This is a genomic window from Chlamydia gallinacea 08-1274/3 (genome assembly GCF_000471025.2).
Taxonomy (GTDB): Bacteria; Chlamydiota; Chlamydiia; order Chlamydiales; family Chlamydiaceae; genus Chlamydia; species Chlamydia gallinacea.
Window position 1 is genome coordinate 305971 of record NZ_CP015840.1, and the last position, 22005, is coordinate 327975.

Sequence of the window (22005 nt, forward strand, 5' to 3'; positions counted from 1 at the left end):
GAGACTTATATTTTGCCTAAGATGGGGTATAGAGGTCTACAGTTCTTTAAATTATAAAAAATATTGTTATAAACACGCTTTATTCTAGACAAAAGTTCCTTTGTCTTTATGCTTATGTATTACCTTAGTATTTAGGAAGCCATGACATTTCTTATTCTATTAAGACACGGAAAGTCCGTTTGGAACGAAAAAAATCTTTTTACAGGATGGGTTGATATCCCCCTCAGCCAACAAGGTATAGATGAAGCCCAGCAAGCAGGACATATCATTAGGGATTTTCCCATCGACTGTATCTTTACTTCTTCTCTCGTAAGAAGTCTTATGACTGCGTTACTTGCTATGACCCATCATAATTCTAAAAAAATTCCTTACATTATCCACGACGACCCACAGCATCAACTCATGAGCAAGATCTACAGCAATGAAGAAAGCAACATGATCCCCCTATACCGTTCTAGCGCATTAAACGAAAGAATGTACGGAGAGCTTCAAGGAAAAAATAAAGAGGAAACTGCAAAACAATTTGGAGAAGAGCAAGTACGGCTATGGAGACGAAGTTACAAAGTAGCGCCCCCTCAAGGGGAGAGCCTCTATAATACAGGGGAGAGAACCATTCCTTATTTTCAAAAAAATATTGTCCCTCTACTAAAAAATGGAAAGCATGTGTTTGTTTCTGCCCACGGGAATTCCTTGCGCTCCCTGATTATGGATATAGAAAAATTAAGTGAGGAAGAGGTACTCTCTTTAGAAATTCCTACAGGTAAACCGTTAATATATTCATGGACAAACCACACCTTCGAACGCTATCCCGGACTATCTGGTTAAATAACCAACAAGCGATTCCTCCCTCATCCGCAGTGCGGGAGGATTTTGTATTGTACTCTGATCCTTTTTCTCTGACCCCATCATCTGCTTTACGACTCCTTAATGATACTGAGGAAATCGCGCGCCAACTTGTGGGGTGTTCTACATCCACTCATGAATTTCATTTTATTCCACACTTTCCCCACGCTACAGCTATTATCGTAGCCGCATTACTAGAAAATCGTACTTATTTCCATGGGAAAAACCATCTATTAGTTGCTTCTCATGAGCAACAATACATTATAGATGCCATTTGTCATCGGCAAAGCTTGGGAGCTACCTACGATTGGGTCACGGTAAACTCTTCAGGGCGACTTTCAACCAACCAACTCATTGATGCCTTGACACCTCAGACATTACTCTTTTCGCTATCTGCAGCCAATGGAATGACTGGGTTGATTGAACCTATCCATGAGCTGCAGCCTTTATGCCAAGATCGCGGTCTAGTGTTCCATCTCGATCTCTGCGATATCTTAGGACGTGCCCCAATAACTCCTGAAATGCTCAAGGCAGATATTCTAACTTTTTCTTCAGTTGCTTTAGGAGGAATTGGTCATCTCGGTGGAATGTTTATTAAGAAATCTCTAAGCCGATTTTTCCATCTATGGCTACCCCAAAAAGAGCCCGGACAACTATGTTTAGCTTCAGTAGCCGCACTAAAAATTGCATGTCAAGAAAGACTAGACTCCTTTTCTTCTTTAATGCTTGCATCAATAAATTTACGTAAAAAACTTACTCAAGCACTTGAAGAAACTTCTTTAGATGTCCAATTTCTATTCCCCGAGTTAGAAAATAAACTCCCCAATGTTTTGCTTGCTACTTTCCCTAATATTCCCGCAGAAAGCTTAGCATTTTTCCTTCACCAAAAAGGAATATATCCTGGGTTAGGCTACGAACGTTTTCCTCCATTAGCGCAAGTACTACAAAATTGTGGAGTTTCTCCTTTTCTCTGCCATGAAGCCTTACATTTTTCCTTCACAGAAAGAACCAAAGACACCCAGTTTTCCTCTCTAGGTGAAGCTATCCAAGAAGGGAGTAAGCATTTACAATCTGCTTTGACGAGTTCAATATGACAATTCCTTTTCAACCTATAGCCTTGTGGGCACATGTCTCACCTAAAGTTATAAAAACGTTCTATAAGTTTTATTGCTCCGGGACATTTTCTTCAGAAGACGCTGAAATTAAAAATACTCAATTAATTATTGGGCATCAAGGACACCGGCTTATGGGGAATCTTGTGATCTTCTATTGGCTTGTTGATAAAACAAATGGCAAGATTGTCGATGCAAAATTTCAATACTTCGGCCATCCCTTCCTTCTTGTTTTAGCAGAAACTACTTGCAATTTAGTTACAGGGAAAACCTATGCTCAAGCCTATGATCTATCAGTAAATGCCATAGATAAGGAACTCCGTACACATCCGGATATCCCTGCTCTCCCCGAACACTATACTCCTCTATACCACTGCATTATTGATGCTTTAGATTCTGCTGTTCAACAATGTATAGATACCGCAATTGAAGACGGCTCCCCCCCCCTAAACGATGCCCTACGTTCTCATAATTTTGAAGACGCTCATCCCTATACGCAAGAAGCCTGGGAAGCACTATCTCTGGAAGCAAAACTTCAGGCTTTGCGCTCCTTAACAGAAGAAAAAATTTCTCCCTATATAGCTTTAGACAGTGGCAGTGTAACCATAGAACATCTCGAAGGTAACATAGTGACTATCGCTTACGCGGGAAATTGCTCCGGATGCTTTTCAGCTATAGGATCCACATTAAATTCCATAGGAGAATTATTACGCGCTTATGTGTATAGCGAATTACAAATTAAAGTAAATGAGGAGTCTTTAAACTTTTCCCCACCACACTCTACTACGGATTATTAACTTTGAAAAGCTACCAAATTGTCAATAATTCTCATTTTTTGTAGAGAATAATGAAATGTTAATAACTCTATAATTATTTCATTATTGTCTTGAGGATTGTTGTGTTTTTTCAATTCTTAAAAAGAAAATGTGTGTCTCTAGGAATTTCTCCTGTAAGCTTTATAGCGATCCTGGCTATTTTAAGTTGCGCGTTCTTTTTAAATAAAACTTCCTCATCTCCTATACCATCGTCTAATTTACCATCTGAAAAAAAATCTCCCCGATGGTTTCAATTTAGCCAAATAGGTAATATCAAATTCCTTGAGTCCCTGGCTAAAAAAGAGCAAATAGAAAAGGATTTAACAACTTTTCAATCCATAGCACATGCTACAGTTGCTCTATCCTTATCTTCTGAAGAAGAATCCTTACATCCGACACAAATATCTGTGATCCTTACTCCCCATAAAAAAGAGCTTCTTTCTCCCTCACTCTTATCTTCTATCACAGACTATTTGTTAAGCAGTGTGCCCAATCTTAAGAAAGAAAATATCACCCTCTCTGATACCTTAGGCAACACCTATTCTCCTGGAGAAGTTACACCTTCCTCTTTATTACTTACTACATGTGAAGGTTATTTAGGAAAAATTCTTCCTAAAGAACATTTTGCTTTAACTTATGTGCAAACACCGTCTCTTCCTACCATACAACTAACAATTAATGAAAAGTATTTAGAAAAACTTTCTAAGGAAGCAAGAGAAAATCTACTCATTCACACTCAAGAAACTATAGGAAAAATCTGCGGAGATTCATGCTCAACAACTATTGAACGTTTTCCGTTTTCTTCTAATCTTATCACAAAGACATCCCCTTTACATAAAATCTTCATAGGCAGTGCTATTTTATTTGCCAGTTTAGGCATCATTGCTTTAGCAAGTTTTTATCTTGCTTTCTATGCTTATGAAAAGATTCCTCCGGAATCCAAAATAAAACAGGGAATAAATATTACAAAGCTGATAGAGGTATTACAAAAAGAATCTCCAGAAAAAATCGGGCTCATCTTGTCATATTTAGATTCTAAAAAAGCGAATGCACTTCTGAATAGACTGCCCGAAGATATTAAAAATCAAGTGATGAAGTTTAAATATTAAGAATTAGGTGCCCTGTGACACTGTCCTCCTCCTCTGGTTCCCTAGCTAATACTGAAAATACATCGCAAAAAAGTCCTTGGGAAGATGACTTTCCTGAAGGAGAGGTTGTAGATTATAATACTCCTGAAGAATTAGTATCCTTAATACAAATCTTCCGAAAATTGTCTCTACATATGCTTGCAGAAATAGAGAAAATTCCCCAACAACTTAAAATAGAACTCATTGAACTCGCTATTCTTACCTGTGAAAAATTCCTTTATAGAAAATTAGATAATAGCGAAGAACTCGCTTTACTGATTTCTTCGGCACTGCAACACCACATAACACTAAAGTCGCTATCTCCCATCAAGATCTTCCTCCATCCTGAGGACTATAAAAAACTCACAGACTGGTTAACCAAACAAGAAATCCCTCTCATTAAACAGGCAGAATTTCTCCCCGATATTTCCTGTAAAAAATCAGGATATAAAATGGAAACCCCTTCAGGAATCCTCAGACAAGAAATTGGAGAAGAATTAGAGCATTTGCTTTCTGTTTTAACAGCATGACAAACTTAGATTACGAAAAAAATCAACTCCATTATTGGCAACCCTATCGTACATGCGGACTTCTTTCTAAAGTATCTGGGAATCTTTTAGAGGCTCAAGGATTATCTGCTTGCCTGGGAGAACTCTGCCAAATCCACTCACAAAAATATCCCAACCTCCTAGCAGAAGTCATCGGTTTTCACAACCAAACTACCTTACTCATGTCCCTATCTCCTATGCACCATATTGCTTTAGGAACCGAGGTGATTCCGTTACGTCGCCCTCCTTCATTGCATCTTTCTGACAGTTTACTAGGTCGTGTTATAGATGCTTTTGGGCATCCGGTGGATAATAAAGGAAATCTTCCTAAAACACGTATTCAGCCATTAATCTCTTCTCCACCCTCTCCATTATCTCGTAAGCCTGTGCAAGAGATTTTCCCTACAGGAATTAAAGCAATTGATGCCTTTTTAACCCTAGGAAAGGGACAACGGATCGGTGTCTTCTCAGAACCTGGAAGCGGAAAATCTTCTTTATTGTCAGCAATCGCTACGGGATCACAATCTACAATTAATGTAATAGCCCTCATTGGAGAAAGAGGTAGAGAGGTCCGTGAATATATAGAACAGCATTCCGTGGGGTTGCAACAACAACGCACCATTATTCTTATTTCTCCCGCACATGAAACAGCTCCTACTAAAGTCATTGCAGGTCGCGCTGCTATGACCATAGCGGAATACTTCCGTGACCAAGGCCATGACGTGCTATTTATCATGGATTCTTTATCCAGATGGATAGCCGCTCTTCAAGAGGTTGCCTTAGCAACCGGAGAAACTCTAACAGCACACCACTATGCAGCTTCTGTCTTTTACCATGTATCAGAATTCATAGAACGTGCAGGAAATAATGATCGCGGTTCCATCACAGCATTATATGCAATTTTACACTACTTAGACCATCCAGATATTTTTACTGATTATTTAAAATCTCTACTGGACGGACATTTCTTCCTAACCAACCAAGGAAAAGCTTTTTCATCTCCACCCATTGATATTCTATCTAGTTTATCTCGATCTGCAAAAAAACTCGCTTTACCTCATCACTATGCCGCTGCCGAAAAACTCCGAGCTTTATTAAAAGCTTATCATGAAGCTTTGGACATTATTCAACTAGGAGCTTATGTCCCTGGACAAGATAAAAACTTAGATGAAGCAATTAAAATTCTTCCTAGTATAAAGAACTTCCTATCCCAGCCTTTATCAAGCTACTGCCAGTTAGAAAACACATTAAAAGAACTCGAGCATTTAGGGAACATTGAATCAGAAACTCATTAGTCTTTCTACTCTATTAAAGAGAGAAATTTATAATTTCACATCAAAAATACAATACTTAAAAAACGAAAAATATTATCTATCTCAACAACTTACTCGTATCAAAGAGTACAGGACATTAGTCGCTAACATCAGAAAAGAACAATTTTTATACCGTAATAATGTGGAACATCATACTTCTTTGTTAGAACACTTGCAAACATTACAAGTATCTATTTATAAACATCGCCAAATCTGCTGCAAACATCTACAAGAGCACCAGGATAAGCTATTGGCAGTAATTCATCGCAGAAAAATCATCGAAAAGATCAACAATAACAAGTATTCTAACACTAAGAGATAGGAACGCAAGGCTAACTGTAATGACCAACTCTGCAATCTTTCCATCGATCATGGAAATGTCCGTATTAACAGAAAAACTTAAATCTATAAATCAAGAACATCTTCTTGAGTTTTGGTCCTCTCTATCTTCAAAACAAAAACAACGCCTTTATAATCAAATAGTTTCCATAGATAATAATCTCTTTTTTAAGCAGCGTAAGCTCATCACTTCTCCAAGAAAAAAACCCAAAGATTTCCGTCCGTTAACTTCGTTTGCCTCTTCAGGGGAAATCCCAGAACGTACCCAAGTAGGAACAAAACTCTTAAAAGAAAAAAAAGTAGCCTGCGTTGTTCTTGCTGGTGGACAAGGATCTCGGTTAAAATATGACGGACCTAAAGGACTCTTCCCAGTATCTCCAATTAAAAAAAAGCCATTATTTCAATTAGTAGCAGAGAAGGTTAGAGCCGCAAGTAAACTTGCTAATCAGCCTCTTCCTTTAGCATTTATGACCTCTCCTCTAAACAACCGTCTGACACTCTCGTATTTTGAGTCCAATAACTATTTTCACTTAGACCCTGCTCAAGTTGATTTCTTCTGCCAGCCATTATGGCCTCTTCTTTCTTTATCGGGAGATCTCTTCTTAGAAGATAAAGATACACTCTCTCTAGGTCCTAATGGCAATGGCTGCCTAGCTACTCTTCTTTATACTTCGGGCTTATGGAAAAAATGGAAATCGGCTGGGATTGAAATGGTTAGTGTAATCCCTATTGATAATCCTCTTGCCTTGCCTTTCGATGTCGAACTTTGTGGTTTCCATGCTATAGAAAATAATGAAGTCTCCATAAAAGCAGCTCTCCGTCAAACTGCTATCGAAGATGTGGGAATTCTCATTGAATCCCACGACTCAGGAAAAACCTCTGTTATTGAATATTCAGAAATTCCACAACATGAGCGGTTTGCAACTAACCCAGATGGAACATTAAAATATGGACTAGCTAATATTGGATTATATTGCTTATCCATGGATTTCATTGCTCATGCTGCTTGTCGAGAACTCCCCCTATATAAAGTAAAAAAACATGCAAAGCACCTAGGCATGTTGCCTTCTTCAGAAAAAAATTCTTGGAAATTTGAAGAGTTTATCTTTGATTTATTTCTCTATAGCAAACGCTGTCAAACTCTTGTCTATCCACGTCAAGAATGTTTTGCTCCCCTAAAAAATTTTGAAGGAAATCATAGTTTAGCTACTGTCCGAGAAGCTCTATCCGAAAGAGAACGACAAATTTTTCACAAAGTCACAGGAAAAAAACTTTCTCCAAACACAACATTTGAATTAGAAGCGGACTTTTATTATCCTTCAACTTCTACTTTCCTGCATTGGGAAAATAAAGCGTTTTTCGAGGAACCATTTTTTGAGGCCTCATGAAAGAAAAAATTGCCTATTTAGGTATGGGAATTTGGGGATTTTGCTTAGCTTCCCTACTAGCGAATAAAGGATACCGTGTTACGGGATGGGCTCGTAATCCTCAGTTAATTGAGCACTTACAAGTTCAAAAACATCATCCTTTAGCACCTGATGTCCCCATACATCCGAACCTGACCTTTACAACAAATATGGCAGAAGCACTAGAAGATGCTTCTATGATCGTAGAGGGTGTTTCCTCAGCAGGAATACGCCCTGTATCTGAACAACTCAAAACTCTTACAAACTTAGAAGTTCCTTTTGTCATTACTTCTAAAGGCATTGAGCAACACACAGGACTGCTCCTCAGCGAAATTGTTCTGGAGATCTTTGGGGACTCGGCTAAAGAGTATTTAGGCTATCTTAGTGGTCCCTCCATAGCCAGCGAAGTACTAAAAAATTGTCCTTGTTCTGTAGTCATTAGTGCCTATAACCCTGAAACTCTGAAAAAAATTCATAAGGCATTCTTAACCCCTAAATTCCGAGTATATCCTAACAGTGACCTCAGAGGCGTTGCCCTAGGAGGAGCCTTAAAAAACATCATTGCTATTGCTTGTGGGATTTCCGATGGATTCCAGTTTGGAGATAATGCAAAATCAGGATTAGTCACTCGAGGCCTCCATGAAATACGAAAGTTCGCAACCATCATGGATTGTCGTCCTGATACTCTAAATGGACTCGCGGGTCTAGGCGATCTCTGTGCTACATGTTTTTCTAAATTAAGTAGAAATACAAAATTTGGGAAATTAATTGCTCTAGGACTTACCCTCGAGCAAGCAAAAAAAGAAATCGGTATGGTTGTTGAAGGCGCCTACACAGCATTATCTGCACACCAACTTGCGAATCATCATAATATTGACATGCCAATAACTACAGGTGTTTACCGTGTTCTTTACGAAAACTTAGACATTAAGGAAGCAATCGCAGCTCTATTACAAAGAAGCACAAAAGAAGAATATTTATAACAAGAATCGTGTGTAGAATCCCCTACACAACAGTTCTATCTCTTCAGAGTTTTCATTTGTACATTTTTGTATCATTTGGTAAATGGTGAATTTAATTACACATAGCAAATAAGGCCATCTACTAAATGAATAGTAAGCTGAAAAAGCATCTACGTCTAGTATCTCTGACTTTCTTAACTTTATGGGGAACTTTTTCATCCTCATCCCTTTATGCTATGGCAGCAGGGAATCCCGCCTATCCAGTTATTCCAGGAATTAATCCTGAATACAATAATTTTTGCTCATTTGAAATTTGTAATGGTACGAATATCTTTGCCGCACTTTCTGGAAGCTTGAAAATTGGATTTTCTGGGGATTATATCTTCTCTGAAAGTGCTAGTGTGAAAAATGTTCCTGTAGTGACTTCCGTAACAACTACGGGGACTGGTCCTACTCCCCAAGTGGTTTCTACACTAAAAGACTTTAACTTTGATCTCATGGATTCCAGAGTCAGCTCTAGCTGTATATTCGCTTCTTTTGCTATCCAAGATAACTCACCCGCTGCAATTCCTTTACTAGACGTCAGCTTTGATGTGAAAATTGGAGGGCTACGTGAATACTTTCGTCTTCCTTTAAACGCTTATCGGGATTATACTTCTTCTCCTTTAGCATCAGAATCTCAAGTTACCGATGGCTTGGTTGAGCTACAAACTAATTATGGTTTCGTTTGGGATCTAAGCGTGAAAAAAATTATTTGGAAAGACGGTGTTTCCTTCATTGGTATTGGTGCGGATTACCGCCACGCCGCCTGCCCAGTTAATTACATCATTGTAAACAGCCAGGCCAACCCTGAAGTCTATTTCGAAGACTCTAGTGGTAAACTCAGTTATAAAGAGTGGTCTGCAAATATTGGCCTTACCACCTATATTAGTGACTATATCCTTCCTTATGTTGCTGTAACTGTAGGCAATGCCTCACGCACTGCACCTAAAAATAGTTTCGAACGACTAGAAGATCAGTTTACAAATCTTCACTTTAAAGTGCGTAAAATCACGAATTTCCACAGGGTGAATTTTTGCTGTGGTATTACCGCATGCGTTACAGATAATTTCTTCTACAACATCGAAGGTCGCTGGGGTTGTCAGCGTGCCATTAACGTTATGGCTGGATTACATTTTTAAGTGAATCCATTAATTAACGTCCGATAGATATTGTGCAATAACTTTAAAGAACCCGAAACAATACTCCATTCTTGCTGCATAGCGCGCATTTGCAATTCTAACATCAATTGATGTGTTTGTGCTAAATCTCCATAATTTTGCACATCAGAAAGACAGGTATTAAAAAAGTTTAATAATCCTCCTTTGGCTACTCCTGTATCTATATTGATTTCCCCATCAACAACAAGCTGCTCTAAATTTTGTAAAGCAACAATAGAAAACCCACTACCCATAATAGTATAGGAAGCTTCATATTCACTATTACCAGGAATAAAAACTAGAGCATTTAAATTTAACATCAGATTTTTCATATCCTCTATACAGACATCTAATTCGTCATTGTAACTTTGGACAACATTCAAAAGCTGTGTTTTTTGAGATTCTAGAAGACTATTATTGTCACGAATTTTTTGAGCAATTTTCTGCAGAAGTTCTTGAGCATCTGTAGCGTTTTGCAAATCATTACGTAACTGCAATCTCTCTTCCTCATAACGATCCTTGATCATGTCATAACCATAGGCAAAATTTGCTGTTCCTGACGTCTGACCAATATATGAACCTAAATTGTAGGCAATAGGAGAGGAATTGAATGTTTTAATTACCTCTAAAAGAGGACTAAAAAGGGTTTGAGCATATCCTGCAAGGTTCAGCTCTCTACCCAAAGCATATAAAGCACTCTCTTGTGACGGAATATACTTATCTAACAAAATATACGCGAATGCAGATTGAAAAGGCATCTTATTAATAATCGAATCAGGAAGAGGATTTAATTCTTCAGCCGTTGTTAATGCTTTAGGTGCTAGCTTATTATCAAGATATTTCTGAAATGCTTTATTTTCCCGTTTACGAGTCTCAACATTCTCTTTCTCTGTTAACATTCCCTGAATCACAGATAACTCAGAACCTACAGTTAAAACATCCCTTTTGAAAGAAGTAAACAACTCCTTACTCATCCCAAAATGGCTTGCCTCTTGCAACAAATCTTGCATGATTTTTAATTGCGAGGCGACTTCATTAATCTTAGCATAATCAGCAGCAACTTCAGCAGGAGATACCCGACGTTCTGTAAATGCAGGTTCAGTAATGCGCATACATGATTGTTGTTGTATAGGGGAGGTATGCATAATAAGACCTATTATGTTCTAAATTCTACGTATTAATTTGGCAAATATTTGATTCAGTAATGCTAAAGCAGCACTAACCATAGTCCACTCTTGTTGAATCGCTGCTGATTCCAACTGTAAGGCAAGCTGTTGGTTTTGATTAAATGTAGTATAATCCTGTTGAGTAGACTCCATGCTCTGTAATACCTGCTTCGCGCCACCAGAAACCACAGCATTCTCACCACCTTCAATCACAAAACTTTCTAAAATAGAAAGAATACGATCATATCCAGGAACCGTAGTATTTGATATTTTCACAACAAAAGCTGTATCAACATCATCAGGATTTTGTTCGGGGTCCAAGCTTACATGTTTAAGGAAACAATCCAAACTATCTAAATTACGCAATAACATCTCTAATTGTGCACGATAATCCTTCAGTTTCAATCGCAATTCTCGTTTTTGTGTTGTGGTGATCTCAGTATCTGTCTCTAATTCTTCTAAAATTTTACCAATTTCTTCGATTGCATTCTGACAGCGCTTCCTGTCCGTAGCACAACGCTTTCCCTCTTTCTGGAAAGCATCTCGTGCCTTTCCAATAGCATCAGGAAGATCTTGCAAATTCATCTGACGTAAATAAATTGTCATAGAATAATACACATCCGATGTTTGAAAAGCAGTAATAACACTAATCAACCTATTCATATAACGTGCTGCCTTGTTGGAAAAGATCATTTGATCCCCCAAGGTCTCTAAAATCCGTTGTTGATTAGGTAAATACTTATCTAGCATCAAAGATTTATAAATCGTTTGCAAAGGAGAACTTTCAACGAAAGTCTTTTTATCCGCATTCATCGTATCGAAATAATTCAATTGGGAAGGGTCTAAGCCCTGCTTTTGCTTTGCCAACTCTGCAGATTGTGTTGTCCATTCATTAATTTTATTTTGAATTTCCTGAACACTGTCTTCCATTCCTTTAAGAACCTTTGAGTAATCATCTCGAGACATGATATCGCCATAGGTCGTAACAATCTCAATAGCCTCTTTAAAGAACAGAGGATTTGCCCCAGATATATTCGTAGTACTATTACTATCAAAAAGACTCACCTGGAAATAGGTAAAAGGAGTAGATACTAAAGCTGTAAAAGCTGTAGTAATATCAAAGTCCGAAATACATCTTTGAGCCCAGTAAGCTTTCTCTTGATTAAGGGCTGTGGTTACTTCACTCTGGTTAATTTGAGATTTCTCCGCAGCTATTTCCGTTGCAACAGCATAAGCAAATAAGAAAGAAAGCAGATTATTTAAATAACATTTCTGATTTTGCACCAGACTTAATGAAATGTCCTTAAGAGACTTTAAAAAAATATCAATACCGTTTTTAATCTCTTGAGGAAGAGCGTCTTCAGAATTCGGAGCATATCCTTCCATAAGCTGACGGTATAAATCTCCAAGTAAGATATACGTCTTGCTCATACCGGCTTCTAAAGCTGTATAGGTATCTGCTGTATTCCTGACACTACTATTAAGATTCCATAGAGGTGTAAAGAAATCTTTAATAGAATACGCAAATTGCCGAATGATAGAAATCACGCGATTAGCCGTTTCAACATTTAAAGCTAAGTCCGCCATTTGCGCAGCTAGATCATCAACAACAGGATAGGTAAGTGAGACCATCGAGTTGTACACTAACATCAGGTTATTCCAGAAATTGATTACTTTATTTTTTAATGAAGAATTCGTTTTTTGAAGTTCCTCAACCGCAGCGACAAACTCTCTTGGTAAGGCATACAATGCTTTATAATTTTCTTCTGTAGGCTGACTCCCCACAGTAAATAACTGTTTTAATGTGCTGAGTTTTACTTGAAATTCCCGAACAAGTTCGGTTTCAGCTTCGGAGGGATCAGCTATTCCTCCCTGATCTACAGGTGTTAACCAATCTGCAAACGATTCCTCTAACCCAGAAATATAACATTGTGCAGAAGCTAAATTCGGATTATCCAAAATTGCCTTCTGTTCATCATCTGTGGGATCTTGATTAGGCAAAGAAATCAGAGAAGAAGGAGAGAGTTCAAGAATATTACCAGGAATCTCAGAATAAGGAACTGAAGGTAAACGCTGAGGTTGCACCTCCTGCAACAACCCCAAAGATCTCTTCAACCCCTTCGCTTTTAAATCTAATTGCTGAAAAAGAATAGCAGCTTGTGACAATTCCATTGGTGCATCCACTTGATTACCAAGCAGTGCTGCTGTAATATTGCGATTAAAAGTAATGTATGCAGGTTGTATTGTCACAGTAATTTATCCAGAAGACAATTAATCATTTTTTTAATTTTAAAATAAAAAAAATTATTTTAAAAAATAAAAAAAACTCCTGCAAATTAAACTATAAATTACTAATGACTTCGAGTATTTAATTCATTTTCTATTCTCAGTAATTCATCCGTAATTATCTGAGGCAAATCTGATCCAAAAATCTTAAGATACTCACGAACATTCACAACTTCTTTCAGCCACCCAGAAACATCTACAGAAAGAAGATCCTGAACAACTTGCGAAGGTAGATTTAACCCTTCCAAATTCAAAGCAAATTCCTTAGGTAGGTAACCAATAGGAGTTCGTTCGCCTATGTCCTCTCCATCTGTTCTACGAAAGATCCATTCCAAAACTCTGAGGTTCTCACTAAATCCAGGCCATAAGAACTTACCATTTTTATCTTTACGGAACCAATTCACACCATAAATACGTGGTAATTGTAATTGCGTATTTTTAGCAAACGATAGCCAATGATCAAAATACTGTGCCATGTTGTAACCACAGAAAGGCAGCATGGCAAAAGGATCATGCCGTAATTTCCCTTGTTCCCCAACAATAGCTGCTGTAATTGCTGAAGACATACTCGCTCCAATAGTTACACCGTGCTGCCAACTTAAAGCTTCGTAAACTAAAGGAACTGTATCAGAACGACGTCCACCAAAAATAATCGCATCTAAAGGAACCCCTTCCGGATTATTCCATTGAGGATCAAGAACGGGACACTGTTGTACAGGAGCTGTGAACCGCGAATTCGGATGTGCTGCAGGCCCCTCTCCTGTCCAAGGATTTCCTTGCCAATCGATAAGACCCTCGGGAGGTTGGCTAGTTAATCCTTCCCACCAAACATCCTGATCCGGAGTTAACGCAACATTTGTAAATAAAGCATTCGCATGACAAGAAGCTAAAGCATTGGGATTGGTGGATGCCGATGTTCCTGGAGCAACACCAAAAAAACCACTCTCAGGATTTACAGCATAAAGCCTTCCATCATTGCCGGGACGTATCCATGCAATATCATCACCCACACACTCAACTTTCCATCCTGGAAGCTTTGGCAATAACATAGCTAAATTTGTCTTACCACATGCACTAGGGAATGAAGCAGCAAAATACTTCTTTCTCCCCTCAGGATTTGTAACCCCAATGATCAACATATGCTCCGCAAGCCATCCCTGGTGACGCGCTCTATAGGAAGCTAGACGTAAAGCCACACACTTCTTCCCAAGTAAAGCATTCCCTCCATAGCCACTACCAAAAGACATCACACTACTATCATCTTGGAAATGAACAATCCGCATATTCTTAGGATTGCACGGCCAGGCAACGTCTTTTTGACCTGGAGATAGAGGATACCCAACACTATGTAAACACTTATGGAATGGACGAGACGTTCCTAAAAACTTCAGCACTTCTGCCCCCATACGCGTCATGATCTTCATCGAACACACGACATAGGGGGAATCAGTAATTTCCACCCCAATAAGAGAAAAAGGGGAATTCAAAGGCCCCATACAAAAAGGAATAATATACAGCGTCCTTCCCTGCATACATCCACGGAAAAGTCCATGTAACTCTTTCCGCATCTCTTGCGGATCTCGCCAATTATTCGTAGGACCAGCGTCCTCTTTCTTCGGAGTACAAATAAAGGTAAATTGTTCAACACGAGCAACATCTTCAGGAGAAGAACGCACTAGGAAACAATTCGGGTGCTTTTCGGGATTCAAAGGAATAAAAATCCCCTGCTCCTGCATCTTAGCACTTAACCTCGCGTATTCCTCATCTGAACCATCACATAAATAGATATCCTTTGGAGTAACTAAAACAGAAACTTCCTCTATCCATGTTTTTAACTCTTTATGCTGAATCTCTTTATTCCACGCACCCATCATACTATATTCCCTTTGCGTTTCTTAAATTGATCTAGATGCTCCAACGCTTTACCTGTTCCTAGACACACAGCAAGTAAAGGATGAGGAGCGGTAATTACAGAAAGTCCTGTATTCTTACTCAAAGCCTTATCCAATCCCTTAATCAAAGCGCCTCCTCCTGCAAGAACCATACCGCGTTCAACTAAATCAGCTGAAAGTTCTGGAGGACACTTCTCTAAGGTTAAACGCACACATTCAATAATTTGTTGAATAGGTTCAGCTAAACACTCTCGAATTTCTACAGAATTAATTCTTTTCGTTATTGGTAACCCTGCAACTTGATCTCGCCCACGGACTTCCATTTCCAGTTCTTGATCTCCAAGAGGATAGGCAGACCCAATAGTAATCTTAATTTCCTCTGCAGTTCTTGGACCAATCATCAGATTATATGTACGACGCATGTAATTAATAATACATTCATCAAACTCATCACCAGCAATACGTAAAGAACGAGATTCAACTATACCCCCTAAGGAAATAATAGCGATCTCGGTTGTTCCTCCCCCGATATCAATGATCATACTCGCTGCAGGCTCATGTACCGGAAGATCCACCCCAATAGCCGCAGCCATGGGCTCTTCAATCAGGATCACTTCTTGAGCACCTGCATGTAACGCAGAATCCTCAACAGCACGTTTTTCTACCCCCGTAATTCCCGAGGGTACGGCAATCAAAATCCGAGGACGAAACATACTACGCGAAGGGGTCACGCGTTTAATTAATGCTTTTAACATACCCTCAGCAATCTCAAAATCAGCAATCACCCCATCTTTCATAGGACGAACAGCCATAATCTTTCGTGGGGTTTTACCTAACATAGCTTTCGCTTTATGCCCTACAGCAAGAACCGTGTGTGTTTGCGCGTCAACGGCAACTACCGAAGGCTCACTCAGAACAATCCCACGACCTCGCACATAAACCAAAGTGTTCGCTGTTCCTAAATCAATACCGACATTACCAGAAAAAAAATTGAAAACCCTATCAAAACGGCCTAAAGCTGTATTATATAAGCGATTTGATAGGTTTTTTATTTTAAATAAACTTCGATGTGGGGCCATAGTATCAGATCTGTAGCAATTCTAGAACTTCTTCCCAAGTTAACTTAGAAACGACTTCATCATCAGAGTTGATCACTTTCTTTACAAGGCTCTTTTTCCTATCCTGGAGAGTAAGAATTTTCTCCTCAATAGTATTTAAAGTAACTAACTTATATGAAGATACAGAACGACTTTGACCTATACGATGCACACGGTCTGTAGCTTGACTTTCTACAGCAGGATTCCACCACATATCATAATGAATTACGGTATCTGCCCCCACAAGATTTAAACCCGTACCGCCTGCTTTCAAAGAAATCAAAAATACTAATAACCCAGGATCTTCATTAAATTGGTTGACTAATTCTAACCTATTCTTGCTAGAACCATCTAAATATACGAACGGTATACCACGTAGTTCTAAATCCTGTTTAATAATACTCAACATCTTCGTGTACTGGCTGAAAAGCACCGTTTTATGCCCCGATTCCACAAGAGAAGAAAGTAAATCCATAAGCATGTCGTACTTTGCGGAGTCACCTGGTTCAGGAACATCCTTAGCAAAAATCGCAGGATGACAACAAATCTGTTTTAACCGCGTAAGAGTAGCAAGCACATGAATATGTATACGATCAAATCCTTCTTGTTTAACTAAACGTGAAAGCTCCTTCTTTGCAGAGGCAGCATAAGAATGATATAATTCCCGTTGCGATTCCGTAAGATGACAATGATATAAAATTTCCGATACTGGAGGTAAATCTTCCAAAACATCTTCTTTCATACGTCGCAAAATAAACGGAGCTACCTTCTTCTTCAAAGCAACCATATTATCTGCTTTATTCCCCATATAGTTGCCCGTACGAATATATTTTCCGACAAAACGATCATAACTACTCAATAAGCCCGGCATTAAGAAATCAAATAGGCTCCACAATTCTTCAAGAGAATTCTCTATAGGTGTTCCAGTTAAAATTAACCGATGCCCCGAACGAATCATCTTTACAGATTTTGCATTACGTGTCGTACGATTTTTAATATGATGTGCTTCATCTAAGACAACATAATCAAAAACAAAGTCTTTATAAATATCGATATCCTTTTGCAACAAATTATAAGAAGTAATTGCTACATCATATTTAGATAAATCTGCTAACTGCTTGCGACGATAAACAGGAACTCCATCAATAACAACTACCTTAAACTCGGGATTAAACTTACGAAATTCTTCTTTCCAGTTATATACTAAAGAGGTAGGGCAAACGATTAAAGAACATCCCGCCCCTTTTTCTAAGCGACTTTGCGTAATTGCTATGATTGCTTGTAAAGTCTTGCCTAATCCCATATCATCAGCTAAAATACCATTAAGATGCATCTTTCTCAGACGCTCTAACCAATGAATCCCTTCAGTTTGATAGCTACGCAAGGTTGCTTGAATCTGCTGAGGAATCTCTTGGAAGTCAAAGGCAACTTCACCACGAATTTGTTTCTGTATTTCAGCTAATTTCTCTGTCATTGTGAAATTGACAGGAAGTCCCTCAAAAAGCTCTGATGAAATCCCTGTTAAACTCCAAAGAGGACACTTTTCTACAAAGTCATCTAAAACCTTAAAACCAATTTCATTGAAAATTTGTACTACAGGAGAAATCTTCTCTAAATCTAAAACCAAAATACATGGTAATTTAGCTGCCCCTGGCCTACCTTTACGCCCTGTCTTAACATTATGTCCCTTCTTAGGCAGCTCCAAAAAGCGCTTCTTAGCACTAACACAATCCCATAGCAAATCTAAGCTAATCCCCTTCAGAAGCCCATTCACCTTAAGTTCTGCTTCATAAGAATCAATTTCAGAACTTTCTCTAAAGGAAAGATCAAACACTGTTTCATCATAAATAAATTGATCCGACAGAGTTTCAGGACAATTAAACGTAATCCGATGTTGGTTATTAGGAATCGTTTCTGTCATGAATTCAACTATCTTCTTCTCACTCTTTACATGATATGCCCCATCCCGCTCATCATAAACAAATCCGGAGAAGACCTCTTCAATGATTTTACGCTCTTCAACAAGATTTCTAGCCAAAATACCGTCTTCGCGAATAAATGCACGGACATCTTGATATGTTAAAGAAAATGAAGTCGCAGGAATAGTTATAGAATCATAAATAAAGTATAATTTAGCTTCTAATTCTCCATCCAAATAACTCATATCACATACACCACGAACCTCCTCAACATAAGGAAGAGTGACAAACGAGTTTAAAACCTCAACATTGGAGACTTCCGCATATTCTTTAAAAACAGGAAGAGCATTTTCCCTAAATGAACCAAATAAAGCTTCTGGAATCGTAATGTCACGTAAACGCGAGAAAGAACGTAAATGCGCACGACGAATTTGAGGAGCAAAATGATGGTACACGTTATTGTGAATAATACCAGGGACATTAGACTCCAAAAGAATCGCTTGTTCTGGCTGCAACTCATCATCATCAACGAGAACCAAAGGAGTAACTAATAAAGCTTTATACGGGGTATCAAAAAAATCTAAATTAAACTTTATTTTCGCAGGAGAAGCTGACCAGTATAAAGGTTCCTCAAGATTTCTACAAAATATCCCTGAAAAACTTTCTTTTTCACCTAATTGAGTTCCACTACGATCGGCCATTTGATGTTCATACATCTTAGATAAAATCACACCTAAAGATGTTAATGTAAGATATGCTGATTTTAATAATTTTTCTTCTGTTACCTGATTTGCATAACGTACGTAACGAATCAATAAATCAATCAATTTGCGATCAGAAGCACTAAATGATTGCATCGTAAAGAAGAAACGACGCCCACTCAAGATAATCGGCTCCTGATACAACACTCCTTCTAAGAAAGTCTTAATATTCGAAACATAAAAAGGCTTGGAGCGACCTGGAAGACGAAGAATTAACTGAAACTCTACATGTTGATTTGCCTGGAAAACTTCATCAGAATTATTAGAAGGAACAAATAAGACAGCAAGTTCCGCAGCATTTTTGTCTAAATACTCCTTTTTAGGTAAGAAAAAGGGATTAATACTTAATGTATTTGCTGCATGAATGTATTCACTTAATATTTCTTTTTGATGCTCACGATCCTTACGCTCTTCTTCCCTAGTTGCAGCAACAACAAATGCCTCCTGAAGCTCTTTTTTCACATCTTCATTAATCTCTTCATTCGTATCCAAATTAGCTTCTTGAGAATAAGCAACCACCATTTCATTAAAATATTGTTCCAGGTAAAACAATAGAGCCACAATATGTTGACAATCGTAATTGTATGAACAGTCACAATTCGAATCGATAGTATCGGATTCCGAACGATCCACCTCAATTTCACATTCATATACGTTGTCATACGCACCTCGGACCTGTGTACCTATGCACACCGTCTCTCCAGTCATAGAAATAATTTTTGCATTAATCACAGCTCCTTGGTCAAAAAGTTCCTTGCCATCCTGCAAAATATTAGCTGTAAAATCTCGTCGTAATTTGCGAAAATTAAGCATTTCTCCTCTAAACCGCAGAGTTCTTTTTAAACAGCTTACTTGTACCTGTTTGCCCATGCTAAATCAATGAAAAATTTTATCAATAACATTCCTACTCATTTTACGATAGAACTACATGCTCCCTAAGTACAAATCGACTAGTCATTGCTAAAAACTCATCAAATATCTAAAATGCTACTTTTTGTGCGGGTGTAGCTCAGTGGTAGAGCGCCACGTTGCCAACGTGAAGGTCGTGAGTTCAAGCCTCATCACCCGCTTTTCTTCCAGAGAAACTTCAAGGGGTAGTTTTGTGTCTCGAAATTTTTCTAACGAGCAATTCTCTATTAATTTAGAAGAGCAGCCAGGATGCAGTGTTACTGCTGAGGTCCGCGTTTCGCCTTCGTTCGTAGGAAAACTTCAAGAACAAGCTATAAAAAAAATTAAAAAAGATGTTTCCTTTCCGGGATTTCGCAAAGGGAAAGTTCCTAACGCTATGATTCTGTCGCGTTACCCCAGCCAGGTAAGTAGAGAATTAAATCAATTGTTAATTCAATCTGCATATCAAGCCCTGTCTTCTGTAGGAGGTCGCCGTCCCCTCTCTCCTAAGGCAGTTAAGTCAACATCCATAGTTAAAGTGGATGTACACGAAGGAGGCCAGGTAGATTTTATCTATGAAGCTTTTCCTATAATTTCTGAGATTTCATGGGACAAGTTACCTGAAATTGAAGAACCGCAAGAAAAAGAAATTACTGAAGAAGAACTACAGGCAGGGTTAACCAACATTTCTTACTTCTTTGCAACCAAAACCCCTGTAACACGTCCTTCTCAGGAGGGAGACTTTATCTCATTATCCCTTCATGTGACGAACCAACATGAAGAGAGCACTCTTAAACCTATCTTTGAAAACAGGTACTTCAAGCTATGCAAAGAGGATATGTCCGATGCTTTCAGAGAAAAATTTTTAGGAATTACCGCAGGAGATCGTGTTACTGAAACCATCGCTTCTACAGATATACAATCCTTCCTTAACGGTGATCTTTTAATATTTACTATAAACTCTGTCATTGAAGTTGTAGCTCCAGAATTGGATGATGACAAAGCTCGCCAATTACAAGCTGAGTCTCTAGAAGATCTCACGAAAAAGCTACGTATTCAATTGGAAAATCAAGCCGAGAGCAAGCGAAATCAGCAGCGTTTCGCCAACGCGGAAAATGCTCTTGCTACTATTGCTGACTTTGATCTTCCTGCCTCAATGCTCGCAGAACGTGTGGAAATGTTCTCAAAAGAAAAGTTACTCAATGCTCGACTAGTTCAATATTGTTCTGATGAAGAACTCGAATCTAAAAAAGCTGATTTACTTAAGGAAGCTGAAGAAGAAGCAAAAAAAACATTAAAACTCTTCTTCCTAACTAACAAAGTATTCTCAGATGAGAAACTTGTTATTAGCCGTGAAGAGCTTCAACATATGATAGATGTATGCTCACGAGAGCGTTTTGGCGTGCAGCCCCCTAAAGATATTTCTAATGAGGTTTTGCAAGAATTAGTAACTGCTGCTCGCGATCGTCTGACCTATCACAAAGCTTTGGAAAAAGTTCTCTCCAAAGCAAAAGAACATGTAGCACTGTCTTAAAATATACATCTGAGGAAAATACTTGACCCAAGAAAGTCTTAAACATAGAATTCAACACTTTATTGCGTAAGCATGTTTGCAAGTAGATAGCATAAAAATACCTTAGTATTTATTTTATAAATTGCTTCTGCACGTCGTAATGCTGTGTGAGAAGAAAACTATTTTGAGAGGAAATGCACATGACATTGGTTCCCTATGTGGTCGAGGACACAGGTCGTGGCGAGCGCGCCATGGATATCTATTCACGTCTGTTAAAAGATCGTATTGTAATGATTGGCCAAGAAATTACTGAACCGCTTGCAAATACTGTCATTGCGCAACTGCTTTTTTTAATGTCTGAAGATCCTAAAAAAGATATTCAAATTTTTATTAACTCCCCTGGAGGCTACATTACAGCAGGGCTAGCAATTTATGATACTATCCGTTTCCTGGGATGTGATGTGAATACGTATTGTATAGGCCAAGCAGCATCTATGGGAGCTTTACTTCTATCTGCAGGTACAAAAGGAAAACGTTATGCCCTACCTCATAGTCGCATGATGATTCACCAGCCTTCTGGAGGTATCATAGGAACTTCCGCGGATATTCAATTACAAGCTGCGGAAATTTTAACATTAAAACGTCACCTTGCTAACATCCTTGCTGAGTGTACAGGTCAACACGTAGAAAAAATTATAGAAGATTCTGAAAGAGACTTCTTTATGGGAGCTGAAGAAGCTATTGCTTATGGTTTAATTGACAAGGTTGTTACCTCAGCAAAAGATACAAAAGATAAAGATGCTATCTCTTAGAGAGTGG

At 38.4% G+C, this 22005-nt stretch carries 16 protein-coding genes and 1 tRNA gene; 12 read left to right on the forward strand and 5 right to left on the reverse strand.

Annotated features, from left to right (window positions below; genetic code table 11):
* Window positions 1–141: 141 nt before the first annotated feature.
* From M787_RS01355 to M787_RS01400, 9 genes are all read left to right on the forward strand, one after another.
* Window positions 142–825, forward strand: coding sequence for a 2,3-bisphosphoglycerate-dependent phosphoglycerate mutase (locus M787_RS01355; protein WP_021828669.1), 684 nt, complete (start codon window positions 142–144; stop codon window positions 823–825).
* Entirely contained in the window at window positions 780–1937 is a 1158-nt protein-coding gene (locus tag M787_RS01360) for an aminotransferase class V-fold PLP-dependent enzyme (protein ID WP_021828670.1), read from the forward strand. Before M787_RS01355 ends, M787_RS01360 begins: the two co-directional genes overlap by 46 nt.
* A complete protein-coding gene (locus M787_RS01365; RefSeq protein ID WP_021828671.1) occupies window positions 1934–2752 on the forward strand; it encodes an iron-sulfur cluster assembly scaffold protein in 819 nt (272 codons plus the stop codon). The genes M787_RS01360 and M787_RS01365 overlap by 4 nt, the downstream gene beginning before the upstream one ends.
* A 101-nt stretch (window positions 2753–2853) precedes the next feature.
* A complete protein-coding gene (locus tag M787_RS01370; RefSeq protein ID WP_021828672.1) occupies window positions 2854–3879 on the forward strand; it encodes a secretory of YscJ/FliF family protein in 1026 nt (341 codons plus the stop codon).
* 20 nt (window positions 3880–3899) lie between these two features.
* Window positions 3900–4427, forward strand: a complete 528-nt coding sequence (locus tag M787_RS01375; protein ID WP_223200940.1) for a FliH/SctL family protein — start codon at window positions 3900–3902, stop codon at window positions 4425–4427.
* Window positions 4424–5740: a FliI/YscN family ATPase gene (locus M787_RS01380; RefSeq protein ID WP_021828674.1), complete on the forward strand. Its 1317-nt coding sequence runs from the start codon at window positions 4424–4426 to the stop codon at window positions 5738–5740. Before M787_RS01375 ends, M787_RS01380 begins: the two co-directional genes overlap by 4 nt.
* Window positions 5741–6099: 359 nt before the next feature.
* Entirely contained in the window at window positions 6100–7485 is a 1386-nt protein-coding gene (locus tag M787_RS01390; protein WP_021828676.1) for a UTP--glucose-1-phosphate uridylyltransferase, read from the forward strand.
* Window positions 7482–8486: an NAD(P)H-dependent glycerol-3-phosphate dehydrogenase gene (locus M787_RS01395; protein WP_021828677.1), complete on the forward strand. Its 1005-nt coding sequence runs from the start codon at window positions 7482–7484 to the stop codon at window positions 8484–8486. Before M787_RS01390 ends, M787_RS01395 begins: the two co-directional genes overlap by 4 nt.
* Window positions 8487–8611: 125 nt before the next feature.
* The gene (locus M787_RS01400) at window positions 8612–9646 is read left to right on the forward strand and encodes an outer membrane protein B (RefSeq protein ID WP_021828678.1); all 1035 of its coding nucleotides are present in this window, start codon (window positions 8612–8614) and stop codon (window positions 9644–9646) included.
* Here M787_RS01400 and M787_RS01405 read toward each other — a convergent pair.
* From M787_RS01405 to M787_RS01425, 5 genes are all read right to left on the reverse strand, one after another.
* Window positions 9643–10809, reverse strand: coding sequence for a CT620/CT621 family type III secretion system effector (locus tag M787_RS01405; RefSeq protein WP_021828679.1), 1167 nt, complete (start codon window positions 10807–10809; stop codon window positions 9643–9645). The genes M787_RS01400 and M787_RS01405 overlap by 4 nt on opposite strands.
* A gap of 18 nt (window positions 10810–10827) precedes the next feature.
* Window positions 10828–13080, reverse strand: coding sequence for a CT620/CT621 family type III secretion system effector (locus M787_RS01410; RefSeq protein WP_021828680.1), 2253 nt, complete (start codon window positions 13078–13080; stop codon window positions 10828–10830).
* A gap of 101 nt (window positions 13081–13181) precedes the next feature.
* Window positions 13182–14990 carry a phosphoenolpyruvate carboxykinase (GTP) gene (locus M787_RS01415; RefSeq protein WP_021828681.1) on the reverse strand — a complete coding sequence of 603 codons (1809 nt, stop codon included), beginning with the start codon at window positions 14988–14990 and terminating at the stop codon, window positions 13182–13184.
* Window positions 14987–16087: a rod shape-determining protein gene (locus tag M787_RS01420; RefSeq protein ID WP_021828682.1), complete on the reverse strand. Its 1101-nt coding sequence runs from the start codon at window positions 16085–16087 to the stop codon at window positions 14987–14989. The genes M787_RS01415 and M787_RS01420 overlap by 4 nt, the downstream gene beginning before the upstream one ends.
* A gap of 4 nt (window positions 16088–16091) precedes the next feature.
* The gene (locus tag M787_RS01425; RefSeq protein ID WP_021828683.1) at window positions 16092–19598 is read right to left on the reverse strand and encodes a DEAD/DEAH box helicase; all 3507 of its coding nucleotides are present in this window, start codon (window positions 19596–19598) and stop codon (window positions 16092–16094) included.
* A 185-nt stretch (window positions 19599–19783) separates the two neighbouring features.
* Between M787_RS01425 and M787_RS01430 the strand changes: the two genes are divergently transcribed.
* From M787_RS01430 to M787_RS01440, 3 genes are all read left to right on the forward strand, one after another.
* Window positions 19784–19855 (forward strand) — tRNA-Gly (locus M787_RS01430).
* 32 nt (window positions 19856–19887) lie between these two features.
* A complete protein-coding gene (tig, locus tag M787_RS01435) occupies window positions 19888–21207 on the forward strand; it encodes a trigger factor (protein ID WP_021828684.1) in 1320 nt (439 codons plus the stop codon).
* Between the two features lie 179 nt (window positions 21208–21386).
* On the forward strand, window positions 21387–21998 hold the full coding sequence (locus M787_RS01440; protein WP_021828685.1) for an ATP-dependent Clp protease proteolytic subunit: 612 nt from the start codon (window positions 21387–21389) through the stop codon (window positions 21996–21998).
* Window positions 21999–22005: the final 7 nt, after the last annotated feature.

Excerpts from the sequence above, each read along its gene's own strand:
- M787_RS01355 (WP_021828669.1), top strand. The coding sequence starts at position 142 with ATGACATTTCTTATTCTATTAAGACACGGAAAGTCCGTTTGGAACGAA.
- M787_RS01360 (WP_021828670.1), top strand. The coding sequence starts at position 780 with ATGGACAAACCACACCTTCGAACGCTATCCCGGACTATCTGGTTAAAT.
- M787_RS01365 (WP_021828671.1), top strand. The coding sequence starts at position 1,934 with ATGACAATTCCTTTTCAACCTATAGCCTTGTGGGCACATGTCTCACCT.
- M787_RS01380 (WP_021828674.1), top strand. The coding sequence starts at position 4,424 with ATGACAAACTTAGATTACGAAAAAAATCAACTCCATTATTGGCAACCC.
- M787_RS01390 (WP_021828676.1), top strand. The coding sequence starts at position 6,100 with ATGACCAACTCTGCAATCTTTCCATCGATCATGGAAATGTCCGTATTA.
- M787_RS01395 (WP_021828677.1), top strand. The coding sequence starts at position 7,482 with ATGAAAGAAAAAATTGCCTATTTAGGTATGGGAATTTGGGGATTTTGC.
- M787_RS01400 (WP_021828678.1), top strand. The coding sequence starts at position 8,612 with ATGAATAGTAAGCTGAAAAAGCATCTACGTCTAGTATCTCTGACTTTC.
- M787_RS01405 (WP_021828679.1), bottom strand. The coding sequence starts at position 10,809 with ATGCATACCTCCCCTATACAACAACAATCATGTATGCGCATTACTGAA.
- M787_RS01415 (WP_021828681.1), bottom strand. The coding sequence starts at position 14,990 with ATGATGGGTGCGTGGAATAAAGAGATTCAGCATAAAGAGTTAAAAACA.
- M787_RS01420 (WP_021828682.1), bottom strand. The coding sequence starts at position 16,087 with ATGGCCCCACATCGAAGTTTATTTAAAATAAAAAACCTATCAAATCGC.
- M787_RS01425 (WP_021828683.1), bottom strand. The coding sequence starts at position 19,598 with ATGCTTAATTTTCGCAAATTACGACGAGATTTTACAGCTAATATTTTG.
- M787_RS01440 (WP_021828685.1), top strand. The coding sequence starts at position 21,387 with ATGACATTGGTTCCCTATGTGGTCGAGGACACAGGTCGTGGCGAGCGC.